We start from the raw sequence: 18,522 nt of genomic DNA, 5'->3' as shown, positions 1-18,522 counted from the left end.
ACGGCACAGAGCGGTACATAGGTCACCGGGATGGTCCCAGTCCGGTCGAAGGCGTGTCGCTGTCGAGACCACCGGCTGGTGGTGTCCGCTACCGCGAACCGTCCGGCGGTCTCCGTGCCCAACCAGCGAGCAACAGGACGATCCCGCCAACGAACAGCACGGGCGGCGCGTTCGCGATGGCCGGCCGGAGGACGGCGGCAGTCACGGAACCGGTGGTCGTGTCCGCCGCTTGGCTGCCTGACTGTCCGTATCGTGCCTCGCTCGTCGGAACGTTCGCCACCGTCGCCGACTCGACGTGTTCGTCGAGCCACGCAGTCAGTGACTCGCCCGCTGCTTCGGCGACGTAGGTCGCGAACACGTCGTCGGTGATCTCGCCCTCGTGCTGATTCAGCCGCCGAAACACGTGTTCGAGCGACCGTGTTCCGTTGCTCCGCGATCGTATCGTCGCGTCCAGTGCGGTGAACGTCCGCAGCCCTTTCCGGTAGGCCACTCGTGAGGACGACCACGACTCGCGGTCGGCGAGGGTCGATTCGGGATACGCCTCGCTCACCGCGAAATCGCGGAACGTCTCGAACGAGACGAGCCCTTGTCTGTACGCGAGCAGCGCGCCGTAGTACTCGGCGCTGCCCTCGTTGATCCACTCCATCTCGTCGGTCGTGTCGTATCGCTGCTTCGAGTGGACGTACTCGTGCAGGAGGACGTTGTCCGGCGTCGCGAGGCGTTTCGACTGATGCACCAGCATGTCGTGACGGTCGTTTCGTGTCACTCCACCCGAACGACCGCTGACGCCGATCGGCGGCGGTGCGACGAAGACGTCGACGTGAGTGGTCCGTGCGTTCAACTGGAGCGATCGCTCGGCCTTCGCGAGCGCCGTCAGCATCGCCTGCGGTTCGTTCGCGGGCTGTGCGTGTTTCGGAACGACGAGACGGATCGTCGTCCCGTCGACGGTCCGGTCGTACGTCTGACCGGGACCCAGGTAGGCGAAGTTGGGGCCAGCCACGCCCTGCTCGGCGACGCGTGCGGTCTCGGACGGCCTCGTTTCGGTTCCGTCGTCCGTCCGTTCGGATTCCCAATCGATCCCGACGGTTCGCCAGTCGAACAGCGCCCACTGGCCGGTCGCGACGCCTTCGAGATCACCGCCCGAGGTGGCGTTGACCGACGCGAGATAGGTGATCGATGCGTGTCGCGTCGATCCGTTCCACTCCCAGCCCATCGTTCCGGGCTCGTCCCGTTCGAACCCCTGGGTTCGCTGTACCGTCGCGGCCGACGGGAGGCTGATGTCGAACGACGACACGTCCGACGGGAGCGTGACGTTCGCCGTGACGAGCGCGTGACCCCGTTCGTTCGGGCTTCGATCGAGCGTGTAGGTGATGTTGACCCGGTCTGTCGGCGAGGGGGCCTCCGCCAATCCACCCGTCGCGTTCGTCTGGGTCTGTGGTTGCGGCTCGGGCTGTACTCCGGCTGCCGGCCCGGCGATCAGGCCGACAACGACGACGAGCGCGATCCAGCAGGACACCCCGCGTCGGAGGTTCCACCCCCTCCAGCCGGGACGGCAGTCCCGCTCGCCGGTCGACCGCCGTTTCGACGCTGCGTTTCGACTCGTCGCTGCCACGTTCGTGTTTGTGGATTTCTGTTGCATGATTGGTTTCGGTGAGTTGCGTCACGCGTACCCGAGGTAGGCGACGGCGTGGTAGCTCAGGAAGCACAGGAACGCGATCGGAACCAGGAGGAACCCGAACGTCACGATCGGGGACGCGACGTCGGTCTCGACGACCCGGAGCAACAGCCCCGTCGCGCCCGCGATCACGAACGCCGCTCCGAGGCGTTGGATCCTATTCATCGGCCGTCACCGCCCACCCGCGCTCGTCCCACTCCATGGCGAGTCGGACCTTCTCGGTCGTCGATCTGAACTCGTACTCGCGCGGCAGCGCTTCGACCGTTTCGAGGCGTTTCAGTATCCCTGCATCGGTCGTGTTCTGGATCCCGAGTCCCGGACGGACGTTCACTTCGAGGACGCGTGGCCGGTTCGCCTCGTCCAGAACGATGTCGACACCGGTGTATCCGAGACCGGACGCCGCCGCGGCGCGCGTTGCCGTCTCCAGGATCCCCGTCCAGTTCGGCAGCGTAAATCCAGTGAGATCGGCTCCCGTGTCGGGATGGTTCTCCAGCCACCGATCACGACTCTGTTGGTAGGCCCGGATCGGCGTCCCGTCGGCGATGCGGAGCCCGACCCCGACACCGCCCTGATGGAGGTTCGCCGCGCCCTGTGATTCGGCGGTCGGCAGTCGCGTCATCGTCATCACGGGATAGCCCTGGAAGACGATGACGCGAACGTCGGGAACGCCCTGTCCACAGAGAGCGAGTAGGGAGTCCGCGGGAACGAGTCGCTCTTCGAGGATGGCCGTGCCGTCGGGATCGAGCCCGGAGTAGTGTCCCTGCACGATCCGCCGAACGTGGTTTCCCAGCTCGGTCCGTGTCAGCTCCCCTTTCGAGGTTTCGTACGACGGCTCTCCCCTGCCCCCGCCGTCGTCGACCCGTTCGACGCGGCCGGAGACGACGACGATCCCTTCGCCACCGTAGCCGTTGCTGGGCTTGATGACGAAATCGTCGTGATCGCGGATGAACTCGACGGCGTCGTCGAGATCTCCCGGACCATCGGCCACCAGATACGTCTCCGGTGCGCCGATGCCGATCCCGTTCAGCCGTTTGTTCGTGATCGCCTTCTCGTCGGCTCCCGGCCGGAGGTGGGGCGGGTTGTACGTCTCGATGTACCGTTTGCGGACGTTCTTCGGGAGCACGTCCGCCTTTTCGAGCGTCTCCGGCCCGTCCGCTGGCGAGCCGAACAGCCGCGACTGGAGATTGTACAGCCCGACCTGCAGAGTCGTGACGGCGGCGTCGAGCGAGTTCGTCCCGAGATGGTCGGTGAACCGTCGATACTCGTTGAGCCGGAGCGTCGGCTGTGAGCCGACCAGTACGACGGCGACGATGAGGCCGACCCACGCCTCGGGCGTGCTCATGAACCACGCCACGATCGTCCGGTTCGAGATCACGAGGTAGGCGGCGACGATGGCCACGAGCGTCCAGAGGAACTGCACGGCGGGCACGCTCCAGCCCCGTTCCTCGACCTCGGTGGCGAACCGATCGGCGTACCACGCGCTGATGATCGAGGGGAAGAACACGTCGGCAGTGGTGAAGAGGTTGGGCAGCAAGTCGTGATCGGCGAACAGCAACACCAACAGCGTGCCGAGGCTGGCCACGGAGAGCAGCGTCGCAACCCGCGGTGCGGTCCCGAGCTGGAAGGGGGAAAGCACGGCGTACGTCGCCAGCGCGAGCACGAAGATGTCGAGAAACATCACGAGCCCCCACAGCGGCCCGAGCGTGAGGAGGATGAACGCGATGATGGCCGGCGCGAACAGCCCGTAGGTCTGCACCCCGAACTCGTTGCGAAACAGCGAGAGCACCGTCGCTGCCAGGACGAGCTGGAAGAAGTACCGATACGGCTGCATCGCGGTGCCGATTCCCGATACGGCCGTCCTCACACCCACGGCAACGGCCACGAGGCCGGCAAGGAAGCCAACGAACGGGTAGTATTTCCGATACCGCTCGTGGAGCCGGCGTAGTTTCCGTCGGTGGGTGCCGATTCGACTGTCGTCCGTCAGTGGTTGTGTTGTCACGGTGGTGAGATTCGGTCGTCAGCGCGTCCGATGTTCACGATGCGGCCGGTCACGGGCGGGCCCCCTGCGGAGCCCCACTCCAGCGTGCCCGGCACCATCGACCGATTCTGCGGCGTGCTGCCGCAACCGTTCGCACAACAGGAACCCACATCAAGTCAGACGATTGTCTACTCGAATCCGCGCGAATTGGCCCGAATTAACCCGGATTTCGGCCCTTTTGTCCGTGTTCGGTCGAATCCCTGCACCAAATAATTAGGATAGTTGCATAGTTGGATCGCAGTGGCTCCGTTCCTGTTGCGATCACTGCGCCAGACGAACCGACGTGGGACCATCGTGATCGGAACGTCGCGCTCGAACTACGCGAACGAGATTTCTCGTGCCTCGCTCCGAAAACCACTCACTGGCTTCGGTCGCAGTCACTCACTATAGAGATCAGCTGAAGCCTTCGTACTTTCCACTATCACAGATCGGCTCTCTGCTAAAATCGGCGTGCAAGATATAGGGCGCGCATCTTGCACGTCCCACGCTCATACTTATCCCGCCTGCGCCGACGGCTCCCCGTGGGCCGTGAGGGTCCCGTGGTGCGGGAGCGAACGCCGTCGCGTGACCGACGCGCTCCGGGTTTCGCGTGAGTGGTCACTTCCGACCTGCTAGGATGACATATTTACTGTCCATCAGCATCAGTGCTACCGGAGATGGGGAATCCATGAGCAAACAAACCGAAATTCTTCACCGGCTCTTTGAGGGAGTATGGAACGGAGAAAACCCAGATGTTGCGGATGAACTTGTTGGACCAGAGTACGTCATCCACGACTGCGAGATTGCCGAGGAGATGCGCGGGCCAGAATTGTACAAAACATTGGTGAGAATGACCCGAGAGGGCTTCCCGGATATGGAGTTCACTATTGAGGACGCCGTAGAAGAGGGCAGTAAGGTAGCTCTCCGGTGGACGATGACCGGGACCCACGAAGGTCCTATGGGCGACATGGAGCCGACCGGGAAACGAGTAGAGATGCTCGCCGTCGAAATCAATCGATTCGAGGATAGACAGCTGATTGAGACATGGACTCAGTCGGCACTGTCTAGTTGAGAACCTCTTCGACGGGTGTTCGTCCATCGAGCGCTTGATTCGGTCGATCGTAGTTGTAGTGATGCTTGAACCGTCGCAGCCNGGCACTGTCTAGTTGAGAACCTCTTCGACGGGTGTTCGTCCATCGAGCGCTTGATTCGGTCGATCGTAGTTGTAGTGATGCTTGAACCGTCGCAGCCAGCGCCGTGCGCTGGCTGGACTCCCCCGCCAGAACGAGTGAAAGCGGTCGATCCGCATCGCCACAGTCTGAAACAGCTTCTCGATCAGATTACGCTCACTGTAGTTGAGCTGTCCGCTCAACTCACGCCGAGCGAGAGCAGTCAGATACCCGCCGGCGTCGACGAGAAACTCGGTATCTGAAACCTCATGTCTGGTAGTGAGTCGGTGGAGGAACGCCGACGCGGAATCGGTCCCGCGTCGGCTGAATACCTCGATATCGAGCAGCAGCTTCGAGTCGGTGTCGACAGCAGCGTAGAGCCACTTTTTCTCGCCGTCGACGGTAATCTGTTTCTCATCAACGGCGACCCGCGACGGCTCCGCCGTCGGCGGGTCAGCCTGGGTCTCTGAGAGCGTATGCGTCCAGTTCCAAACCGCTCCGTGGGAACGATCGACGCCAAGCCAATCAAATACAGCGACGATCTCCCGCAGCGACAGCCCCATCGAATGGAGACGCACCCCGAACACCCTGACGGGTGTCGGGGTGCGTTCGTTCTCCCAAACCTCACCACAGTCCACGTTCAACGTCTCTCCGAGCAGGTCTCCGAGTTTCATGACCAATACTCGCTACGACCTGCTCATTCCTCAAGCTACCTCAACTAGACAGTGCCNCAACGTCTCTCCGAGCAGGTCTCCGAGTTTCATGACCAATACTCGCTACGACCTGCTCATTCCTCAAGCTACCTCAACTAGACAGTGCCACTCAGTCCGATATGCTCGGCCTTATGCAGCAACTTGAATCTGAGTAGTACCACTTCGGTGGTTCTGGTTCACCTACAGACGTGTCTGAGTGAGTCAGTTGTTTGTCTCGCTATGAGTTCTTCTGCTTCAGTCGTTTGATGTCACGAGCAACTTCTGACAAATCGTTGTTGAACTGATGTCCGCCGCTATCACGCTCGTGAATAGTTGCCTGCGGAAGTTTTCCTGCGTACAGCGCAAGGTGGGCAAATGGTACTATTTCGTCAGCGCGGCTGTGGTAGAAGAACACTGGCAGTTCAGTGGGTAGCTTCGATGCGACGTTGTTTTGCAGCGTGTACTCGTCGACATCCCACCCTTCAGCACCCCAGTAGGGTGGCGCGAGCAGAAACAGTCCGGCAACAGGTTGTTCAACCGTCTCTTCGGAAAGATATTTCAGCAGGAGCGAACCACCTAGCGAATGCCCGACGAGAATCACCCTGCCATCTGAAGCAGCGAGTTCGTTTGCGATCTGCTCGTTCCATCTCTCTACCTCGGTTCCATCCGGCATTTTCGGATACCGAACGTTGTATGCCGTCCCCAGCACATCACGCAGATCAGTCGCCAATATTTGATCATCCTCGTATCCCCCGGCGCCGTGAATGAACAGCACTCGTTGTTTCATAGTGTTTCTCTCTATGGGTGTCTATTCTCTCGAATCGGCTTATAGATGCGCTGTACGACGAAAATGGACTATCCCTCTCCTGTACGGTTTTGCCAGTCACTGCCAGTGTGGGATCCTGGCTACTCTACATCAACCGCTGAAGTAGTAGTAGTAGTGTCTCACAAGAAATCCGGACTGATTCGCTATCTACGCCCTGTCACCTATGGAAATCCTGCTACCCGACTCAACAATCGTCAGGCACTCCCCTGCTTACAGGGCCAGTCTCTGAAACAAGAGATAGCCGCAGACATCAGATGCGAGATATTCTCTCTGTCTTGCACGGTAGTTCTAACAGCTGACAAGGTGATTGTCTGATGGGGGTACGAGGACTTCCGCTAAACACTATCGCTTCGGCCACAGTCACTCATCGTTCGTGTCTTCGTCGTTGTCCGCCTCGTCGTCGCTGTCTTCCCCGTCGTTGTCCGCCTCGTCGTCGTTGTCTCCTTCATCGTTCGTCCGACCGTCGGATTCGTCGGTGTCGCTCCCGCCATCGTCGTCCGTTTCTTCCGTGTCGCCCTCACCGTCGTCAGGTGATTTGTCGGATGCCGTGGGCCGATCGGTGCCCGCCGAGTCGTCCGTGGTGGTCGATTCCGCTGTCGGGGTCGGGTCCGTAGTCGGGGTCGGCGTCGCCGTTGCTGTCGTCGTCTTCGTGGCTGTCGCCGTTTCGGTCGCTGTCGGTGTTTCTGTCGCCGTTTCGGTCGCCGTCTCCGTCGGTGTCTCCAGCTCTGTCGCTGTCGCGGTCGGTGTCTGCTCTTTGGGTAGCTGTGTCGTCGAGGCGTTTCGCGGCTGTGGCTCACCTGTCGTCACGGTGCCGTTCGTTCCGTCGTGTCTGCTGTCCACACGACCGCTTTCGATCCCTTCGCCGCCGGCGTTCACACGCGTCGAGAGCATCGATAGCCTGCGGTCGGTGATGTCGTGTGCGGAACGGACGTCGGGAGGGAGGGCCGCCGCTGCTGTCGAGAGGCGATCGAGCCGACAGTCGAGTGTCGTCCGCTTCGCGCGAAGCACCGCTTTACGCGTGTCGTTGGCGCTCGTGTTCCGTGTCGAAAGCGTCCTGTGGCGTGTCGAGAGCCCATCGAGCCGTTCGGCGATGGCTCGTGTTTCGTCGGCGACGACAGCAGCCACCGATCCGTTGGTCGTCGCGTTCGCAAGCGCGGCGTCGAGTGCTCGACACTCGACCGTGGCTTCCGTCTCCGTGCCCTGAACACCGATCGCGATCGAGAACGCCGCACCCGGTGTCTCGGCTCCCGACACCGATCCGTTCCGCTGCCCATCGGTCGGCTCCGTCTGCGCAGCCGTGGGTGCAAGCGCAGCGACCGATACCACACTCGAAAGCAGGACGATCACCAGCGAGAGTGCGACCGCGCGCCGTCGATCAGTCATCGAGCTGTCACTGTACTCCACGATGCGGTGGGGCGATATAGACTCCCCGTACCGTTCAGCCGAATCAACCCGAATTATCCCCGTTCGAGCCCGCTTCGCCGGTCGGATCTTCGGGGAGCGACAGGACGTTCTCGCGGCCGAGCCGGAACCCCTCGACTTTGTCCTCGGCACGCAGGCTGGAAACCACCTGACTCGTCTTCGCTTCGGTCCAATCAAGCGCGGTGACGACCTGCTGTTGTTTCATGCGTCCGTCGTGCCGTTCGAGCACCCGCAGCACCTGCTCCTCGTTGCTCAGTAGCTTCGCCGCGTCGTCGTTCGGTTCGTCGCGCGCCGGTTCGGTAGCGTCCGTGTCGTCGGCGGTGCCACCATCGACGCTCGTCGCGCCTCCGTCGATCGAGTCGCTCCCGGGTGCGACCGTGGCCGCGGTTTCGCTCCCCGCGGCTCCAGTCGTTTCGGCAGTCGTCGTCCCGCTCTTCCGGTAGACGAGGAAGACAACGACGACCACGACGAGGACCACCACGAGCGCCGCCACGCCACGCGGGAGGTCTTCGACGGCGTTCGGGATCACGCCACCCGGATCGGCATCCCCCGACGAACCGACGGTGGTCGTGTTCGACGCGGACACCACGACTCGCGGGCCGTCTTCCTCGAACGCCGGCGAGTCCGTCCAGACGACGGCGTTCGCTCGTCGGTCGTCGGGAGATGGACGTATCGTGGCCGGCTCGTAGCCGTCCGGCCAGGCGATCGTGACCTGCGATCCGTCGTGGAGGACGAACCCTTCGAGTGCGTCGCCGACCCCGAGACGTTCGCCGTTGGTCGTCGCGAAACCACGCCACGTGAAGGTGTAGGTCACGACTCCGACGGTACTATCCGGGCGCGTGGTCCGCACGCTCACGTTCTCGATCGCCATCTCTCGGCCCGTCGTCACCTCGGCGGTCGCGGCCGCCTCGCTCATCCGTTCGGCGAACCGCTCGCTGTAGCGTTCCGGGGTGGCTCGGGCGTTCGCTCGGAGCTGCCGAAAGGCAGCCGTCTCGTTCGGATCGTCGAGCCGGGTGCGGTAGCTCATCCGGACGTCCGCCGAGCCATCCGATCGGAGCGCGATGTGGAGTCGGTTGTCGGACTCGTTGCGTTCGGTCTCGATTTGGCGTTCTTGTGGCCACACCGGTTCGGCGGCAACGCCGCCCACGGCGACGACCCCGAGGAAGACACACCAGAGGGTAACGCGGATCGGCAACCCTCGTGCCGTGCTCATTGTCGAGTGAGACACGAGACACGCTGAAAGAATTTTCTACTTCGTTGCCCCGTTGATGAAACCGCTCGAACCCGGCTCGGGCGGTGGGTTGCCCGAACCTGATGGGGAGCGGTTGTGGTGGAGTGAATCCGACTGCAGGTCACTCGATCGGCGCTGGCGTCGTCGCTACACTCGTCCAGCTGTGTGGTGGATGAATCATCTGCCGTCAGTTGGCTTGGCGCTGGCTCGTTCACCACTGCTTTCGTTCGTATGGACGTACATCCTTCTCCGATTGCTGTAGTGTTTAGCGGAAGTTCTCATATTCTCTTTTAGTACATTATCAGAACTATCCGGAATGATGCGAGAGGTACAGGGCGCGTATGTATCGGCCGAATGTGTCAACGATGATTCTTGAGACCCTTATCCTGCAGCATATCCTATTCGCCGTACCGATGACCAACACGGAACGCGACTATCACGGCTACACCCCGATGGACTACGATGCGGACAGCGAGGCAGATGAGGTGTACCAGAGGTGTCTGTCCTCTCTTCTCACGCACGCTCCAATCGGGCGCGATGATACCGTGGTCGATATCGGTACGGGCACAGGTATCGTCGCTCTCGAACTTGCATCGAAGTGTGACCACGTGTTAGGGCGAGACATCTACGACGAGTGGCTCCAGTACGCCCGAGAGAAGGCTGAAAGACGCAGTATCGAGAATGTCTCATTCGATCACGGATCATTTCGTGAACCGAACATTGAGGAATCTGTGAATGTCGTCGTCGCCAGCTACGCCCTGTATATGGCCTACGATGAAGGGAGCGAGGACGAATTACGCACGGCCATCGACGGTCTCGTGGCGTTGAATCCTCGTTGTATAGTGGTGGCCGACAAAATGCGCTTCGGGCCGACGCAGACCCCAAACGATTACGAAACACTGCCACCGATGGGAACTGTCGCCAATCTCCTCGCAGGTGCAGGCTTCACGCTCACCGATATCGAAATTATTACTGAGTCGGTCGGTGTCCTCATCGCCACTCGATAGATCTATGCTAGCAGTCATCAACCAGACACTCAGTTGGCAGATTTGCCGGAAGCTGAATGAATCGCATTCCAGGAACGGGTGCTGGATACACCCTCTACATCTCGCACATCGGCTTCAACAACACAACAACCTGTAATATGGAGGTTCTGAAATCAATGCTGATTGCTATAGCATCGTCAGTCGCTCCGGCGAACTTCGGCTCGCCACGCGACCGCCGGGAACAACAGTTTAACCGAGAGCGGTGTCGATGCATCACCATGACCAATGTGTTTGACGGCAGGGCGGGCGACGTGCCGACGACGAGAGCGGATTTCCGGAGGACGGTCTGACGGATGGTCGCGGCCGGAACGGCAGCCGTCCTCGTCGTCGCGACCGTCGCCAGCCTGTTCATGGCGTGGACCATCGGCGCGGGATCGTCGGGATCGACACCCTTCGCGCCCGCCGTGGGCGCACGCGCCATCTCGGTGATGCGCGCGGGCTTTCTCGTCGGCATTCTCGGCTTCCTCGGTGCGGTGCTCCAGGGCGCGAACGTCGCGGACGCGGTCGGCACAGGACTGGTCGGCGGGATCTCGCTCTCGCCGACGGCGTCGACGGTACTCCTCCTGCTCGCGGCGGCGCTCGTCGCGGTCGGCATCTTCACCGGCTATCCGATCGCCACCGCGTTCACCGTGACGGGAGCGGTCGTCGGCGTCGGGCTCGGGCTCGGTGGCAGCCCCGTCTGGCCGAAGTACGTCGAGATCGGCACGCTGTGGCTGCTCACGCCGTTCGTCGGTGGCGGTATCGCATACGTCACCGCGCGGACGCTCCGCCACGAGGCGATCCCCGAGCGCTACACCGTCCCGGTCCTCGGCGGGATCGTCGGTCTCATCGTGGCGAACGTCCCCTTCACGCTTCTCGGCTCGGACTCCGGCGGGGCGTCGATCGCCGCCGCGGTGGCGACGGATCTCCCGCTATCGACGACGATCGGGACGGGACTCGTGTCGGTCGCCGTCGCCGGTCTCGTCGCAGGCGCGCTCGTCTGGGACCTCAGCTCGGGCGTCGACAGCGCCGAACGCCACTTCCTGCTGGCGCTCGGCGGCCTCGTGGCGTTCTCGGCTGGCGGGAGCCAGGTCGGGCTCGCGGTCGGCCCGCTGCTCGCCGCGTTTCAGGGAACGACCCTGCCGTTTTCGGTGTCGTTGCTCGCGCTGCTGGTGTTCGGCGGGATCGGCCTGCTCGCCGGATCGTGGATGGGCGCGCCCCGGATGATCAAGGCGATCGCGCAGGACTACTCCTCGCTCGGGCCGCGGCGATCCATCGCGGCGCTCATCCCCTCCTTCGCGATCGCCCAGACGGCGGTCGTCTTCGGGATCCCGGTGTCGTTCAACGAGATCATCGTGAGCGCGGTGATCGGTAGCGGCTTTGCGGCCGGTGGGGGCGGCGTCAGCGCGCGGAAAATGGGCTACACCGTGCTCGCGTGGATCGGTTCGCTCGTGCTGGCGCTGGGGGCGGGCTACGCCGTGATCACCGCGATCGAACTGCTGTGAACGGTTCGTCCTGACGGACCGTCCGCACGCTGCCTCGCGGAGCGCGTCGGCGTTCCCGGCGGAGCGGCGGTCTCGGTCAATCGTCGTCTCTTGGGCCGGCCTCCTTGATGTTCACCGGCTCACGCTCGCGACCACCCTCCCAGCCGACGAGCCACTCGCGCAGCGAGAGTCCACGGACTTCGGGGAAGCGCTGGCGTTCGGTCTGCCCGTAGTTCACGAGCGCCACCAGGAAGACGCCGCCGACAGTGTTGCCAAGCAACACCGGAAGCCAGAACGCGTAGCCGACGGTGAGGAGTCCGGCTTCTCCGATGAACACGAAAAAGAGCGCGTCCGCCGCAGTGGTGACGACGTGATAGAGCTCCGCCGCGGCGATCGTGTAGAACACGATGTAGATGAGGAACAGGCGCGTGACCGAGTCCTGGACGGCGTGACCGAGCCACACCACGCCGGCAACGAGCCAGCCCGCGAACAGTGCCTTGAAGAACACGTCCCACCAGGCGGTTTCGAGTCCCGTCCGGGTGAAATCAGCACCTGCTTGCATTGCCGCGGTCGAGAGCACGTGACTGTTGGCGAGGACGAACACGCCGAGAGCGGCTCCGAGGACGTTGCCGAGCAGCACGACGACCCAGACGCGCACCATCATCGGCAGGCTGGCGAGGCGAGCCAGCACCAGCGCCACGGGCGGTAGCGTGTTCTCGGTGTAGAGCTGGTAGCGCCCGAGGATAATGTAGATGAAGCCGATCGGATACAAAAGGGAGCCAAGCAGCGTACTCTCGGGGAAGTACGCGCTCACCGCCGCGTGACCGACGAACGTGATGACGATGGCAAAGCCCGCGGCGAGGCCGCTGAAGAACAGTTCGCGGGTGCCGGTGGCGACCTCCTCGTCGGCGGTGGCGAGCACCCGTTGGAAGATCTCCTCCGAGGAGAAACGGTCGCCGATCGCCCAGCCGGCGTCGGGCGCACCCGAGGCGGCGTGATCGGTCGACTCGGCGATCGCCCCGCCCGCGTCGTTGTCGTCGTTCATCGGTATCGCTGCTGGTGGGGATCGCTCATATGTTTTCGGGGGTGTAGCGAGGTCACGATCGGTAGCGATCCGTTTTGATTCGTGAAACCGACGACCGATCCCCACCTTACGTCGTCGTTTGTCCCGTAGCGGTGACTCGCACAAAGCGCTTTTCCCGGCGTTCGCGGCCAAGTCTTGTGCGATCACGAGCCCGCCACGAACAGGGGATCGACCGATCGCCGAACGCGCGGATTTATCCCGGCCGACGGCCGATTCCCTCGTATGTCGACGTCGGACGGGGAGCGAAGTGAGCGGACGGCGACCCCGACGCGGGCGTTCGTTCCCGGTCATATCACGGGATTCTTCAGCGTTCATCCTCACGACGATCCCCGCAAGGCGGGGTCGCGGGGAACGGGGCTCGCGCTCGCCGACGGCGTGATGGTTACGCTCACGCCAGCGAACGAAACGGCCGCGACGACCATCACCCTCGGTGGCGAACCCGCCGAGATGGACGCCGTGACGCGCACGCTCGACACGCTCGGAGTCGACGCTCACGTTGCCGTCGAGACGCCGTTGCCGGTGAGCGCTGGCTTCGGCGTCTCGGGCGGCGCGGCGCTCGGCGCGGCGCTCGCGGCGAACGCCTGCTTCGACCTCGAACGTACCGAGAACGAGCTGGTCGGCGTGGCTCACGCCGCGGAGGTCACCGCCGGAACAGGACTCGGCGATGTGGTGGCACAGGCGCGTGGTGGCGTGCCGATCCGGATGGAGCCGGGCGCGCCGCCGCACGGCGCTCTCGACGGGATTCCGGTTCGGGCTGACAGGCGGGTCGAGTTCGTCTCGTTCGATGGGCGTTCGACCGAGGCGATCCTCGGCGGCGACACCGACGGGCTCTCGGCGGCCGGCGAGCGCGCACTCGCCACGCTCCGCGAAGGACCGACACTCCAACGGATGGTGTCGTGCTCGGCAGCGTTCGCTCGCGAGGCCGAGCTGCTGACCGAGCGGGTCGAGACCGCCATCGGGGCCGTCGAGGCCGCGGGCGGCGCGGCGTCGATGGCAATGCTCGGTGAAACGGTGTTCGCGCTCGACACCGGCCTCACCGACGCGGGCTACGAGCCTGCGACCTGTACGATCCACCCTCCGGGTGCGGGGATCGTCGGGATCGACTCTCGATGACTGTTTCCGGCTGCCGCCAACACGGGGTGTTTTTGTCGCTCACCGGCCGAACGGTCGTATGAGCGAGGAGCCGCAGATTCCCGTCGATCCGGACGACGAGACGGCGATCCCGGAGTCACACCCCCGCCACGAGTCGCTGCTTGCGCGTCATCGGATCGAGGACGGTGTCGAGAAAGGCATCACGTCGCGTCAGGGACTCATCGCTCAGGGGCGCGGCGAGGCGTACGACTACCTACTCGGCGAGCGCACCATCGAAAGTGCCGACGCGGCCGCCCGCGCCGCCGCCGCGCAGTTCCTGCTCGCCGACCACCCCGTGATCTCCGTGAACGGCAACGTCGCGGCGCTGTGTCCCGATGCGGTGGTCGACCTCGCACAAGCGACGGACGCAGACATCGAGGTGAACCTCTTCAATCGCACCGAGGAACGGATGGCAGCGATCGCCGAGCACCTCCGCGAGCACGGTGCGAGCGAGGTGCTGGGGCTCGCGGCCGACGCGCAGATTCCAGGGCTAGATCACGCTCGCGCGACGGTCGACGCCGACGGTATCCACGCCGCCGACGTCGTGCTCGTTCCGCTGGAGGACGGCGACCGGGCGGCAGCGCTCGACGCGATGGGCAAAACCGAGATCGTGATCGATCTCAACCCGCTCTCGCGCTCGCCTCAGGTCGCGGACGTCCCGATCGTCGACAACCTCGTGCGTGCACTCCCACTGATCGCGGAGTACGCCCGCGAGCTGCGCGACGACTCACGAGAGGAGCTCGAAACCGTCGTCGAGGAGTTCGATCGCGAGGCGGCGCTCGACGCGGCCGAGCGGACGATCCGGTCGAGTACGACCGACTGACTGCGGGACGAACGTCGCCAATCTCGCCGCGAGACCGGTGAGCTGCGGGAACGAGCTGAGGAGACTTTCATTCGCAGGCGACAGGGTTAGGCCCGAAACAGCCACACTACGTACTACCGACATCTTGCACTCGATGCGAGCGAGACTGGCCGCGTCGTCGATTTTACGGTCTCGCGTGAACGTCGGTCGCGGTTCGTATCGGAGCGTGCGCCAACCAACCGATGGTCGAACGGTGACAAAAGTGAACGATAATCCATTATCGAAAGACGAGACGACAAGTTCGTCGCGCCGACGATTCCTCCAAGCGTCGGCCATTGCGGGAACCGGCGCGTTAACCGGGTGTCTCGGTGCCGCGTCCGGCACCGGGCAGACACTGACGATGGGTTACCAGCCGTTCTCCGCCCACGCATGGGAGGCGCTCGTCATGAAACACAGCGACATCCCACAGAAGTACCTCCCCGAAGGATACTCACTGAACTGGCAGTCGGCGCTTCAGGGGGCGGTCATCGGCAACCGAATCAGCGTCGGCAAGAACCAGGCGGGCTGGATGGGCGACATGCCGGCGCTGACGACCATCGCCCAGAACGAAACCCCGGCTAGCCTCGTCGGGCTCGCGAACTGGTCACGGGGCCAGCAGTGTAACCTTCTGGTCGTCCCGAAGGGCTCCGATATCGAACGGACCACCGACATCGACGGTGAGACGGTCGGCGTCACGGTCGGGGCGTGTTCTCACCGGTATCTTCTCCGGGTGCTCGAGGAGGAAAGTATCGATGTGACCGTTGAGGATACCGGTATCTCGACCATTCTCGCCAATCTCCGAGAGGGCCGAATCGCCGCGGGAGTCGGCTGGGAACCCTCGATCGCGAAATCGGTCTTCCAGGACAATCTCACCCGATACGTCTCGACCGGTGCGGAGTACAACGTGATCGACGCCGGCGGGATCCCGATGACCGACGACCTGATCGAGAACCACCGAGAGGCGGCGAAAGGGATCCTGAAGGCCGAGCTCGAAGCGACCCGGGTGCTCGCCACCGACCACGAGCGGACCCTCGACCTGGTTGCCCAAGAACAAGACCTCCGATATTTCAACCGACCGACGCTTCGTTGGGGCGTCTACAAGGACCCACCGATCGGCGAGGACGTCCAACGGCTGCGGTACGCGACCGACTACGAGCAAACGGAGGAGCCGGGTCGGTTGATGAAGGAGACCGCACCGGCCTTTCTCACCCGCCAGGGGGCGCTCGAAGCGCCGCCGTCCGACGATCGGTACAAGCCGGAGCTACTCAACGAGGCAGCAGCCGAACTCGACGACGCGGTGGAGTGGGCGCCGCGATCGGCCGGCAACAGCTCCACCGCGACGAACGGCTCGGCGATCGGCAACGCGTCCGGAGGGTCACGATGAGTACGCAGTCGATGACCGAACGGATCGGCGACCGGTTCGCGGAGAGCCTTCCATCGCCGACAAGGGGGTTCCGGAAGCTCCTCTCGCTCGTGGGGTTCGTCGCGGTCTGGTGGCTGTGCTACCGGTTCGGTGTGCTCAACTTCGATCACTTCGCCAGCCCCGTGACGACCCTCGTGGAGTTCGCCGGTGCGCTCGCCGGCCAACCCCTGACCGAGGGTGGCGACACCATCTATCTCCACGCCGTCTACTCGGCGGCACGGGTAGCGATCGGCGTCGGGTTCGCGGCCGTGTTCGCGATCCCGGTCGGGCTGGTCGTGGGCACGAGCCAGCGGTGGGAAAACCTGCTGTACCCCGCACTCGAGGCGTTTCGGCCGATCCCGCCGATCGCGTGGCTCCCGATCGCCATCATCGTCTTCCCGACGCTCGCGCTGGGATCGGTTTCGGTGCCGCTGCCCGCGCTGTTCGTCGTGTTCGTCGGGGCGTTCTTCCCGATATTCACGAACACCATCGAGGGCGCACGGAACATCGAGACCGAGTACCGCCGGGCGGCGGAGAGCCTCGGTGCATCCTCGGGAGATGTTTTCCGCCACGTGGTGCTGCCGGCGACGCTGCCGTCGATCATCACCGGGCTCTCGCTCGGTGTCGGGTTGGGCTGGATCACGGTCGTCGCCGCGGAGCTGCTCACCGGTGGTCCCGGACTCGGTTACATCATCATGCAAGGATCGCGATTGTTGCAGAACCAGATCGTCGTCATCGGCATGCTCGCCGTCGGCGCGCTCGGCTATGCGTCGTCGCTGCTGGTCGAGCGTCTCGGCCACTGGCTGATGTCGTGGTCCACGACGGAGGAACGATCATGAGTGAACGTGACCCCACCAACGCTCGTACCGCCACGGACGAACAACACACCGACGCGACCAACGATGCCGACGCGACCGACAAGGAGTTCCGGTCGTGGACGGAGTCGAGCGGGACCGGCACCGTCAATATCAAAGACATGACCAAGGTGTACGGCACCGACAGCGGCGAGTTGACGGCCGTCGACTCGATGGATCTCCATATCGAGGCCGAGGAGTTCGTGACCGTGCTCGGCCCCTCGGGCTGCGGGAAATCCACCGTGATGGAGTGTATCGCGGGCTATCTCGACCCCACCGAGGGCGAGGTGCTGGTCAACGGAGATTCCGTCGACGGGCCCGACCCCACCCGGGGAGTGGTCTTCCAAGAGAACCGACTGTTCCCCTGGAAGACGATCACCGAGAACGTCCGGTTCGGTCCCCAGATGCGCGACGCGGTCGACCAGAGCCGGATCGACAGGCTGTTCGATCAGATGGGGTTGGAGGGGTTCGAGGATTCCTATCCACACGAGCTCTCCGGCGGGATGCAACAGCGCGCCGAGCTCGCCAGACTGCTCGCGAACGACCCCGACATCATGCTGATGGACGAACCGTTCAGCGGGCTCGACGCGATGACCAAGGAGCTGATGCAGGAGAAGCTGCTCGACGTCTGGGAGGACGACGATAGAACCGTGCTCTTCATCACCCACGACGTGGAGGAGGCAATTCTGCTCGCGGATCGGGTGGTCGTGATGACCGCCCGCCCAGGGCAAGTGAAGGACGTCATCGACGTGGATCTCGATCGGCCGCGTGACACCGACATGGTCACCACCGACCGTTTCAACGAACTCCAGCGCCGCGCCAGCGAGAGCATCCACGACGAGGCCGAACGCGCGATGGAGCAAGCGGAGGGACGGGCCTGATGGAGTACGTCCGGCGCGCCGAGCAGTCGGTGTCGCTGCTGGCGCTGCTCGCGGTCTGGATCGTCGCGACCATGATCGTCGGCGCAGTACCGAGTCTTCCCACGCCACCGGAGGTAGTGGTGGCGTTCGTCGACGCGGCGACCGGAGCGTCGTTCTGGGAGGAGGTCCTGTTGAGCACGTTTCGAGTGTATCTCTCCTTCGTGATCGCCGCGGTGGTCGCAATCCCGCTGGGGCTGTTGATCGGGCGAAGCGCGGTCGTCGAGGACCTCGTCTTTCCGTCGCTCGAAGTGCTCCGCCCGATCCCGCCGATCGCGTGGTTCCCGGCGCTGACGATCATCCTGATCAACCCCGCGAACATCGTCCGCTTTATCATCTTCCTCGCCGCCTTCTTCCCGATCCTCCTCAACACGATCGAAGGGGTTCAGGGCGTCGAGGAGGAGTTCTCACAGGCGGCCAGCTCGCTCGGGGCCTCCTCGTCACAGACCCTGCGTCACGTCGTTTTGCCCGGTGCGCTCCCCTCGATCTACACGGGACTCGTCAACGCGATGGGGTTGGCGTGGGTCAGCCTGGTTGCCGCGGAACTGCTGTCGAGCACCGGTCTCGGCTACTTCATCTGGAACGCCTTCACCGCCGGTGAGTACCCGAACGTCGTCGTCGGGATGGTCGCGGTCGGCCTACTGGGGTACGCCTCCTCGACGCTGATCCGGTGGCTCGGTGCCCGACAGTTGCCGTGGCTCCAGTCCGCGGCGGCGTGACATCGTCCACCGGATCGTGTTCACATCGAACAC

Annotated in this window: 17 protein-coding genes and 1 pseudogene; 9 read left to right on the top strand and 9 right to left on the bottom strand. The window is 63.7% G+C overall.

The window, feature by feature from the left end; translation table 11 throughout:
• Nucleotides 1-88: 88 nt before the first annotated feature.
• Genes C450_RS01545 through C450_RS01535 form a run of 3 tightly spaced genes read right to left on the bottom strand, consistent with a single transcriptional unit; the run spans nt 89 to nt 3,674 of the window.
• Nucleotides 89-1,612 (bottom strand): hypothetical protein, encoded by a 1,524-nt coding sequence (locus C450_RS01545; RefSeq protein ID WP_152424383.1) that lies wholly within the window; start codon nt 1,610-1,612, stop codon nt 89-91.
• A gap of 48 nt (nt 1,613-1,660) precedes the next feature.
• Nucleotides 1,661-1,840: a hypothetical protein gene (locus C450_RS01540; protein WP_049909779.1), complete on the bottom strand. Its 180-nt coding sequence runs from the start codon at nt 1,838-1,840 to the stop codon at nt 1,661-1,663.
• The gene (locus C450_RS01535; RefSeq protein WP_005039158.1) at nt 1,833-3,674 is read right to left on the bottom strand and encodes a sugar-transfer associated ATP-grasp domain-containing protein; all 1,842 of its coding nucleotides are present in this window, start codon (nt 3,672-3,674) and stop codon (nt 1,833-1,835) included. The genes C450_RS01540 and C450_RS01535 overlap by 8 nt, the downstream gene beginning before the upstream one ends.
• Before the next feature lie 706 nt (nt 3,675-4,380).
• On the opposite strand from C450_RS01535, the gene C450_RS01530 reads away from it, so the two are divergent.
• Nucleotides 4,381-4,764, top strand: a complete 384-nt coding sequence (locus tag C450_RS01530) for an ester cyclase (RefSeq protein WP_005039156.1) — start codon at nt 4,381-4,383, stop codon at nt 4,762-4,764.
• Here the strand turns inward: C450_RS01530 and C450_RS23630 are convergent.
• The 5 genes and pseudogenes from C450_RS23630 to C450_RS01510 all read right to left on the bottom strand — a co-directional run.
• A pseudogene (locus tag C450_RS23630) lies at nt 4,757-4,843 on the bottom strand (IS6 family transposase); the annotation flags it as partial. The gene C450_RS01530 and the pseudogene C450_RS23630 sit on opposite strands and share 8 nt — an antisense overlap.
• An 11-nt stretch (nt 4,844-4,854) precedes the next feature.
• Entirely contained in the window at nt 4,855-5,535 is a 681-nt protein-coding gene (locus C450_RS01525) for an IS6 family transposase (RefSeq protein ID WP_005039153.1), read from the bottom strand.
• A gap of 256 nt (nt 5,536-5,791) precedes the next feature.
• Nucleotides 5,792-6,340, bottom strand: coding sequence for an alpha/beta fold hydrolase (locus C450_RS01520; protein WP_005039151.1), 549 nt, complete (start codon nt 6,338-6,340; stop codon nt 5,792-5,794).
• A gap of 399 nt (nt 6,341-6,739) precedes the next feature.
• Nucleotides 6,740-7,762 carry a hypothetical protein gene (locus tag C450_RS01515; RefSeq protein WP_152424382.1) on the bottom strand — a complete coding sequence of 341 codons (1,023 nt, stop codon included), beginning with the start codon at nt 7,760-7,762 and terminating at the stop codon, nt 6,740-6,742.
• Between the two features lie 64 nt (nt 7,763-7,826).
• On the bottom strand, nt 7,827-9,014 hold the full coding sequence (locus C450_RS01510; RefSeq protein WP_005039145.1) for a DUF7345 domain-containing protein: 1,188 nt from the start codon (nt 9,012-9,014) through the stop codon (nt 7,827-7,829).
• A gap of 383 nt (nt 9,015-9,397) precedes the next feature.
• Here C450_RS01510 and C450_RS01505 point away from each other — a divergent pair, with 383 nt between their 5' ends.
• Both C450_RS01505 and C450_RS01500 read left to right on the top strand, forming a co-directional pair.
• Nucleotides 9,398-10,039 carry a class I SAM-dependent methyltransferase gene (locus C450_RS01505; protein WP_005039143.1) on the top strand — a complete coding sequence of 214 codons (642 nt, stop codon included), beginning with the start codon at nt 9,398-9,400 and terminating at the stop codon, nt 10,037-10,039.
• A gap of 332 nt (nt 10,040-10,371) precedes the next feature.
• Complete coding sequence (locus tag C450_RS01500; RefSeq protein WP_005039141.1) at nt 10,372-11,562, top strand: inorganic phosphate transporter; 1,191 nt, start codon at nt 10,372-10,374, stop codon at nt 11,560-11,562.
• Between the two features lie 76 nt (nt 11,563-11,638).
• Here C450_RS01500 and C450_RS01495 read toward each other — a convergent pair whose 3' ends face one another.
• Entirely contained in the window at nt 11,639-12,586 is a 948-nt protein-coding gene (locus C450_RS01495) for a formate/nitrite transporter family protein (RefSeq protein WP_005039138.1), read from the bottom strand.
• Between the two features lie 261 nt (nt 12,587-12,847).
• Here C450_RS01495 and C450_RS01490 point away from each other — a divergent pair, with 261 nt between their 5' ends.
• From C450_RS01490 to C450_RS01465, 6 genes are all read left to right on the top strand, one after another.
• Nucleotides 12,848-13,738 (top strand): pantoate kinase, encoded by an 891-nt coding sequence (locus tag C450_RS01490; protein WP_005039135.1) that lies wholly within the window; start codon nt 12,848-12,850, stop codon nt 13,736-13,738.
• Between the two features lie 58 nt (nt 13,739-13,796).
• Entirely contained in the window at nt 13,797-14,579 is a 783-nt protein-coding gene (locus tag C450_RS01485) for a 4-phosphopantoate--beta-alanine ligase (RefSeq protein WP_005039134.1), read from the top strand.
• 379 nt (nt 14,580-14,958) lie between these two features.
• Nucleotides 14,959-15,981, top strand: a complete 1,023-nt coding sequence (locus C450_RS01480) for an ABC transporter substrate-binding protein (protein WP_049909790.1) — start codon at nt 14,959-14,961, stop codon at nt 15,979-15,981.
• Nucleotides 15,978-16,838, top strand: coding sequence for an ABC transporter permease (locus C450_RS01475; protein ID WP_049909789.1), 861 nt, complete (start codon nt 15,978-15,980; stop codon nt 16,836-16,838). Before C450_RS01480 ends, C450_RS01475 begins: the two co-directional genes overlap by 4 nt.
• Nucleotides 16,835-17,734, top strand: coding sequence for an ABC transporter ATP-binding protein (locus C450_RS01470; RefSeq protein ID WP_005039126.1), 900 nt, complete (start codon nt 16,835-16,837; stop codon nt 17,732-17,734). The genes C450_RS01475 and C450_RS01470 overlap by 4 nt, the downstream gene beginning before the upstream one ends.
• On the top strand, nt 17,734-18,489 hold the full coding sequence (locus C450_RS01465) for an ABC transporter permease (protein WP_005039124.1): 756 nt from the start codon (nt 17,734-17,736) through the stop codon (nt 18,487-18,489). The genes C450_RS01470 and C450_RS01465 overlap by 1 nt, the downstream gene beginning before the upstream one ends.
• Nucleotides 18,490-18,522: the final 33 nt, after the last annotated feature.

The sequence above is a fragment of the Halococcus salifodinae DSM 8989 genome (assembly GCF_000336935.1).
Classification (GTDB): Archaea; Halobacteriota; Halobacteria; order Halobacteriales; family Halococcaceae; genus Halococcus; species Halococcus salifodinae.
The sequence above is the reverse complement of the archived record's forward strand: the minus strand, read 5'-3'. Positions and strand labels throughout refer to the sequence as shown.

Bases quoted from the DNA above. Each gene is read 5' to 3' on its own strand.
- C450_RS01540 (WP_049909779.1), bottom strand. From the start codon at position 1,840: ATGAATAGGATCCAACGCCTCGGAGCGGCGTTCGTGATCGCGGGCGCG.
- C450_RS01530 (WP_005039156.1), top strand. From the start codon at position 4,381: ATGAGCAAACAAACCGAAATTCTTCACCGGCTCTTTGAGGGAGTATGG.
- C450_RS01525 (WP_005039153.1), bottom strand. From the start codon at position 5,535: ATGAAACTCGGAGACCTGCTCGGAGAGACGTTGAACGTGGACTGTGGT.
- C450_RS01520 (WP_005039151.1), bottom strand. From the start codon at position 6,340: ATGAAACAACGAGTGCTGTTCATTCACGGCGCCGGGGGATACGAGGAT.
- C450_RS01515 (WP_152424382.1), bottom strand. From the start codon at position 7,762: ATGACTGATCGACGGCGCGCGGTCGCACTCTCGCTGGTGATCGTCCTG.
- C450_RS01510 (WP_005039145.1), bottom strand. From the start codon at position 9,014: ATGAGCACGGCACGAGGGTTGCCGATCCGCGTTACCCTCTGGTGTGTC.
- C450_RS01505 (WP_005039143.1), top strand. From the start codon at position 9,398: ATGATTCTTGAGACCCTTATCCTGCAGCATATCCTATTCGCCGTACCG.
- C450_RS01500 (WP_005039141.1), top strand. From the start codon at position 10,372: ATGGTCGCGGCCGGAACGGCAGCCGTCCTCGTCGTCGCGACCGTCGCC.
- C450_RS01495 (WP_005039138.1), bottom strand. From the start codon at position 12,586: ATGAACGACGACAACGACGCGGGCGGGGCGATCGCCGAGTCGACCGAT.
- C450_RS01490 (WP_005039135.1), top strand. From the start codon at position 12,848: ATGTCGACGTCGGACGGGGAGCGAAGTGAGCGGACGGCGACCCCGACG.
- C450_RS01485 (WP_005039134.1), top strand. From the start codon at position 13,797: ATGAGCGAGGAGCCGCAGATTCCCGTCGATCCGGACGACGAGACGGCG.
- C450_RS01480 (WP_049909790.1), top strand. From the start codon at position 14,959: ATGGGTTACCAGCCGTTCTCCGCCCACGCATGGGAGGCGCTCGTCATG.
- C450_RS01475 (WP_049909789.1), top strand. From the start codon at position 15,978: ATGAGTACGCAGTCGATGACCGAACGGATCGGCGACCGGTTCGCGGAG.
- C450_RS01470 (WP_005039126.1), top strand. From the start codon at position 16,835: ATGAGTGAACGTGACCCCACCAACGCTCGTACCGCCACGGACGAACAA.
- C450_RS01465 (WP_005039124.1), top strand. From the start codon at position 17,734: ATGGAGTACGTCCGGCGCGCCGAGCAGTCGGTGTCGCTGCTGGCGCTG.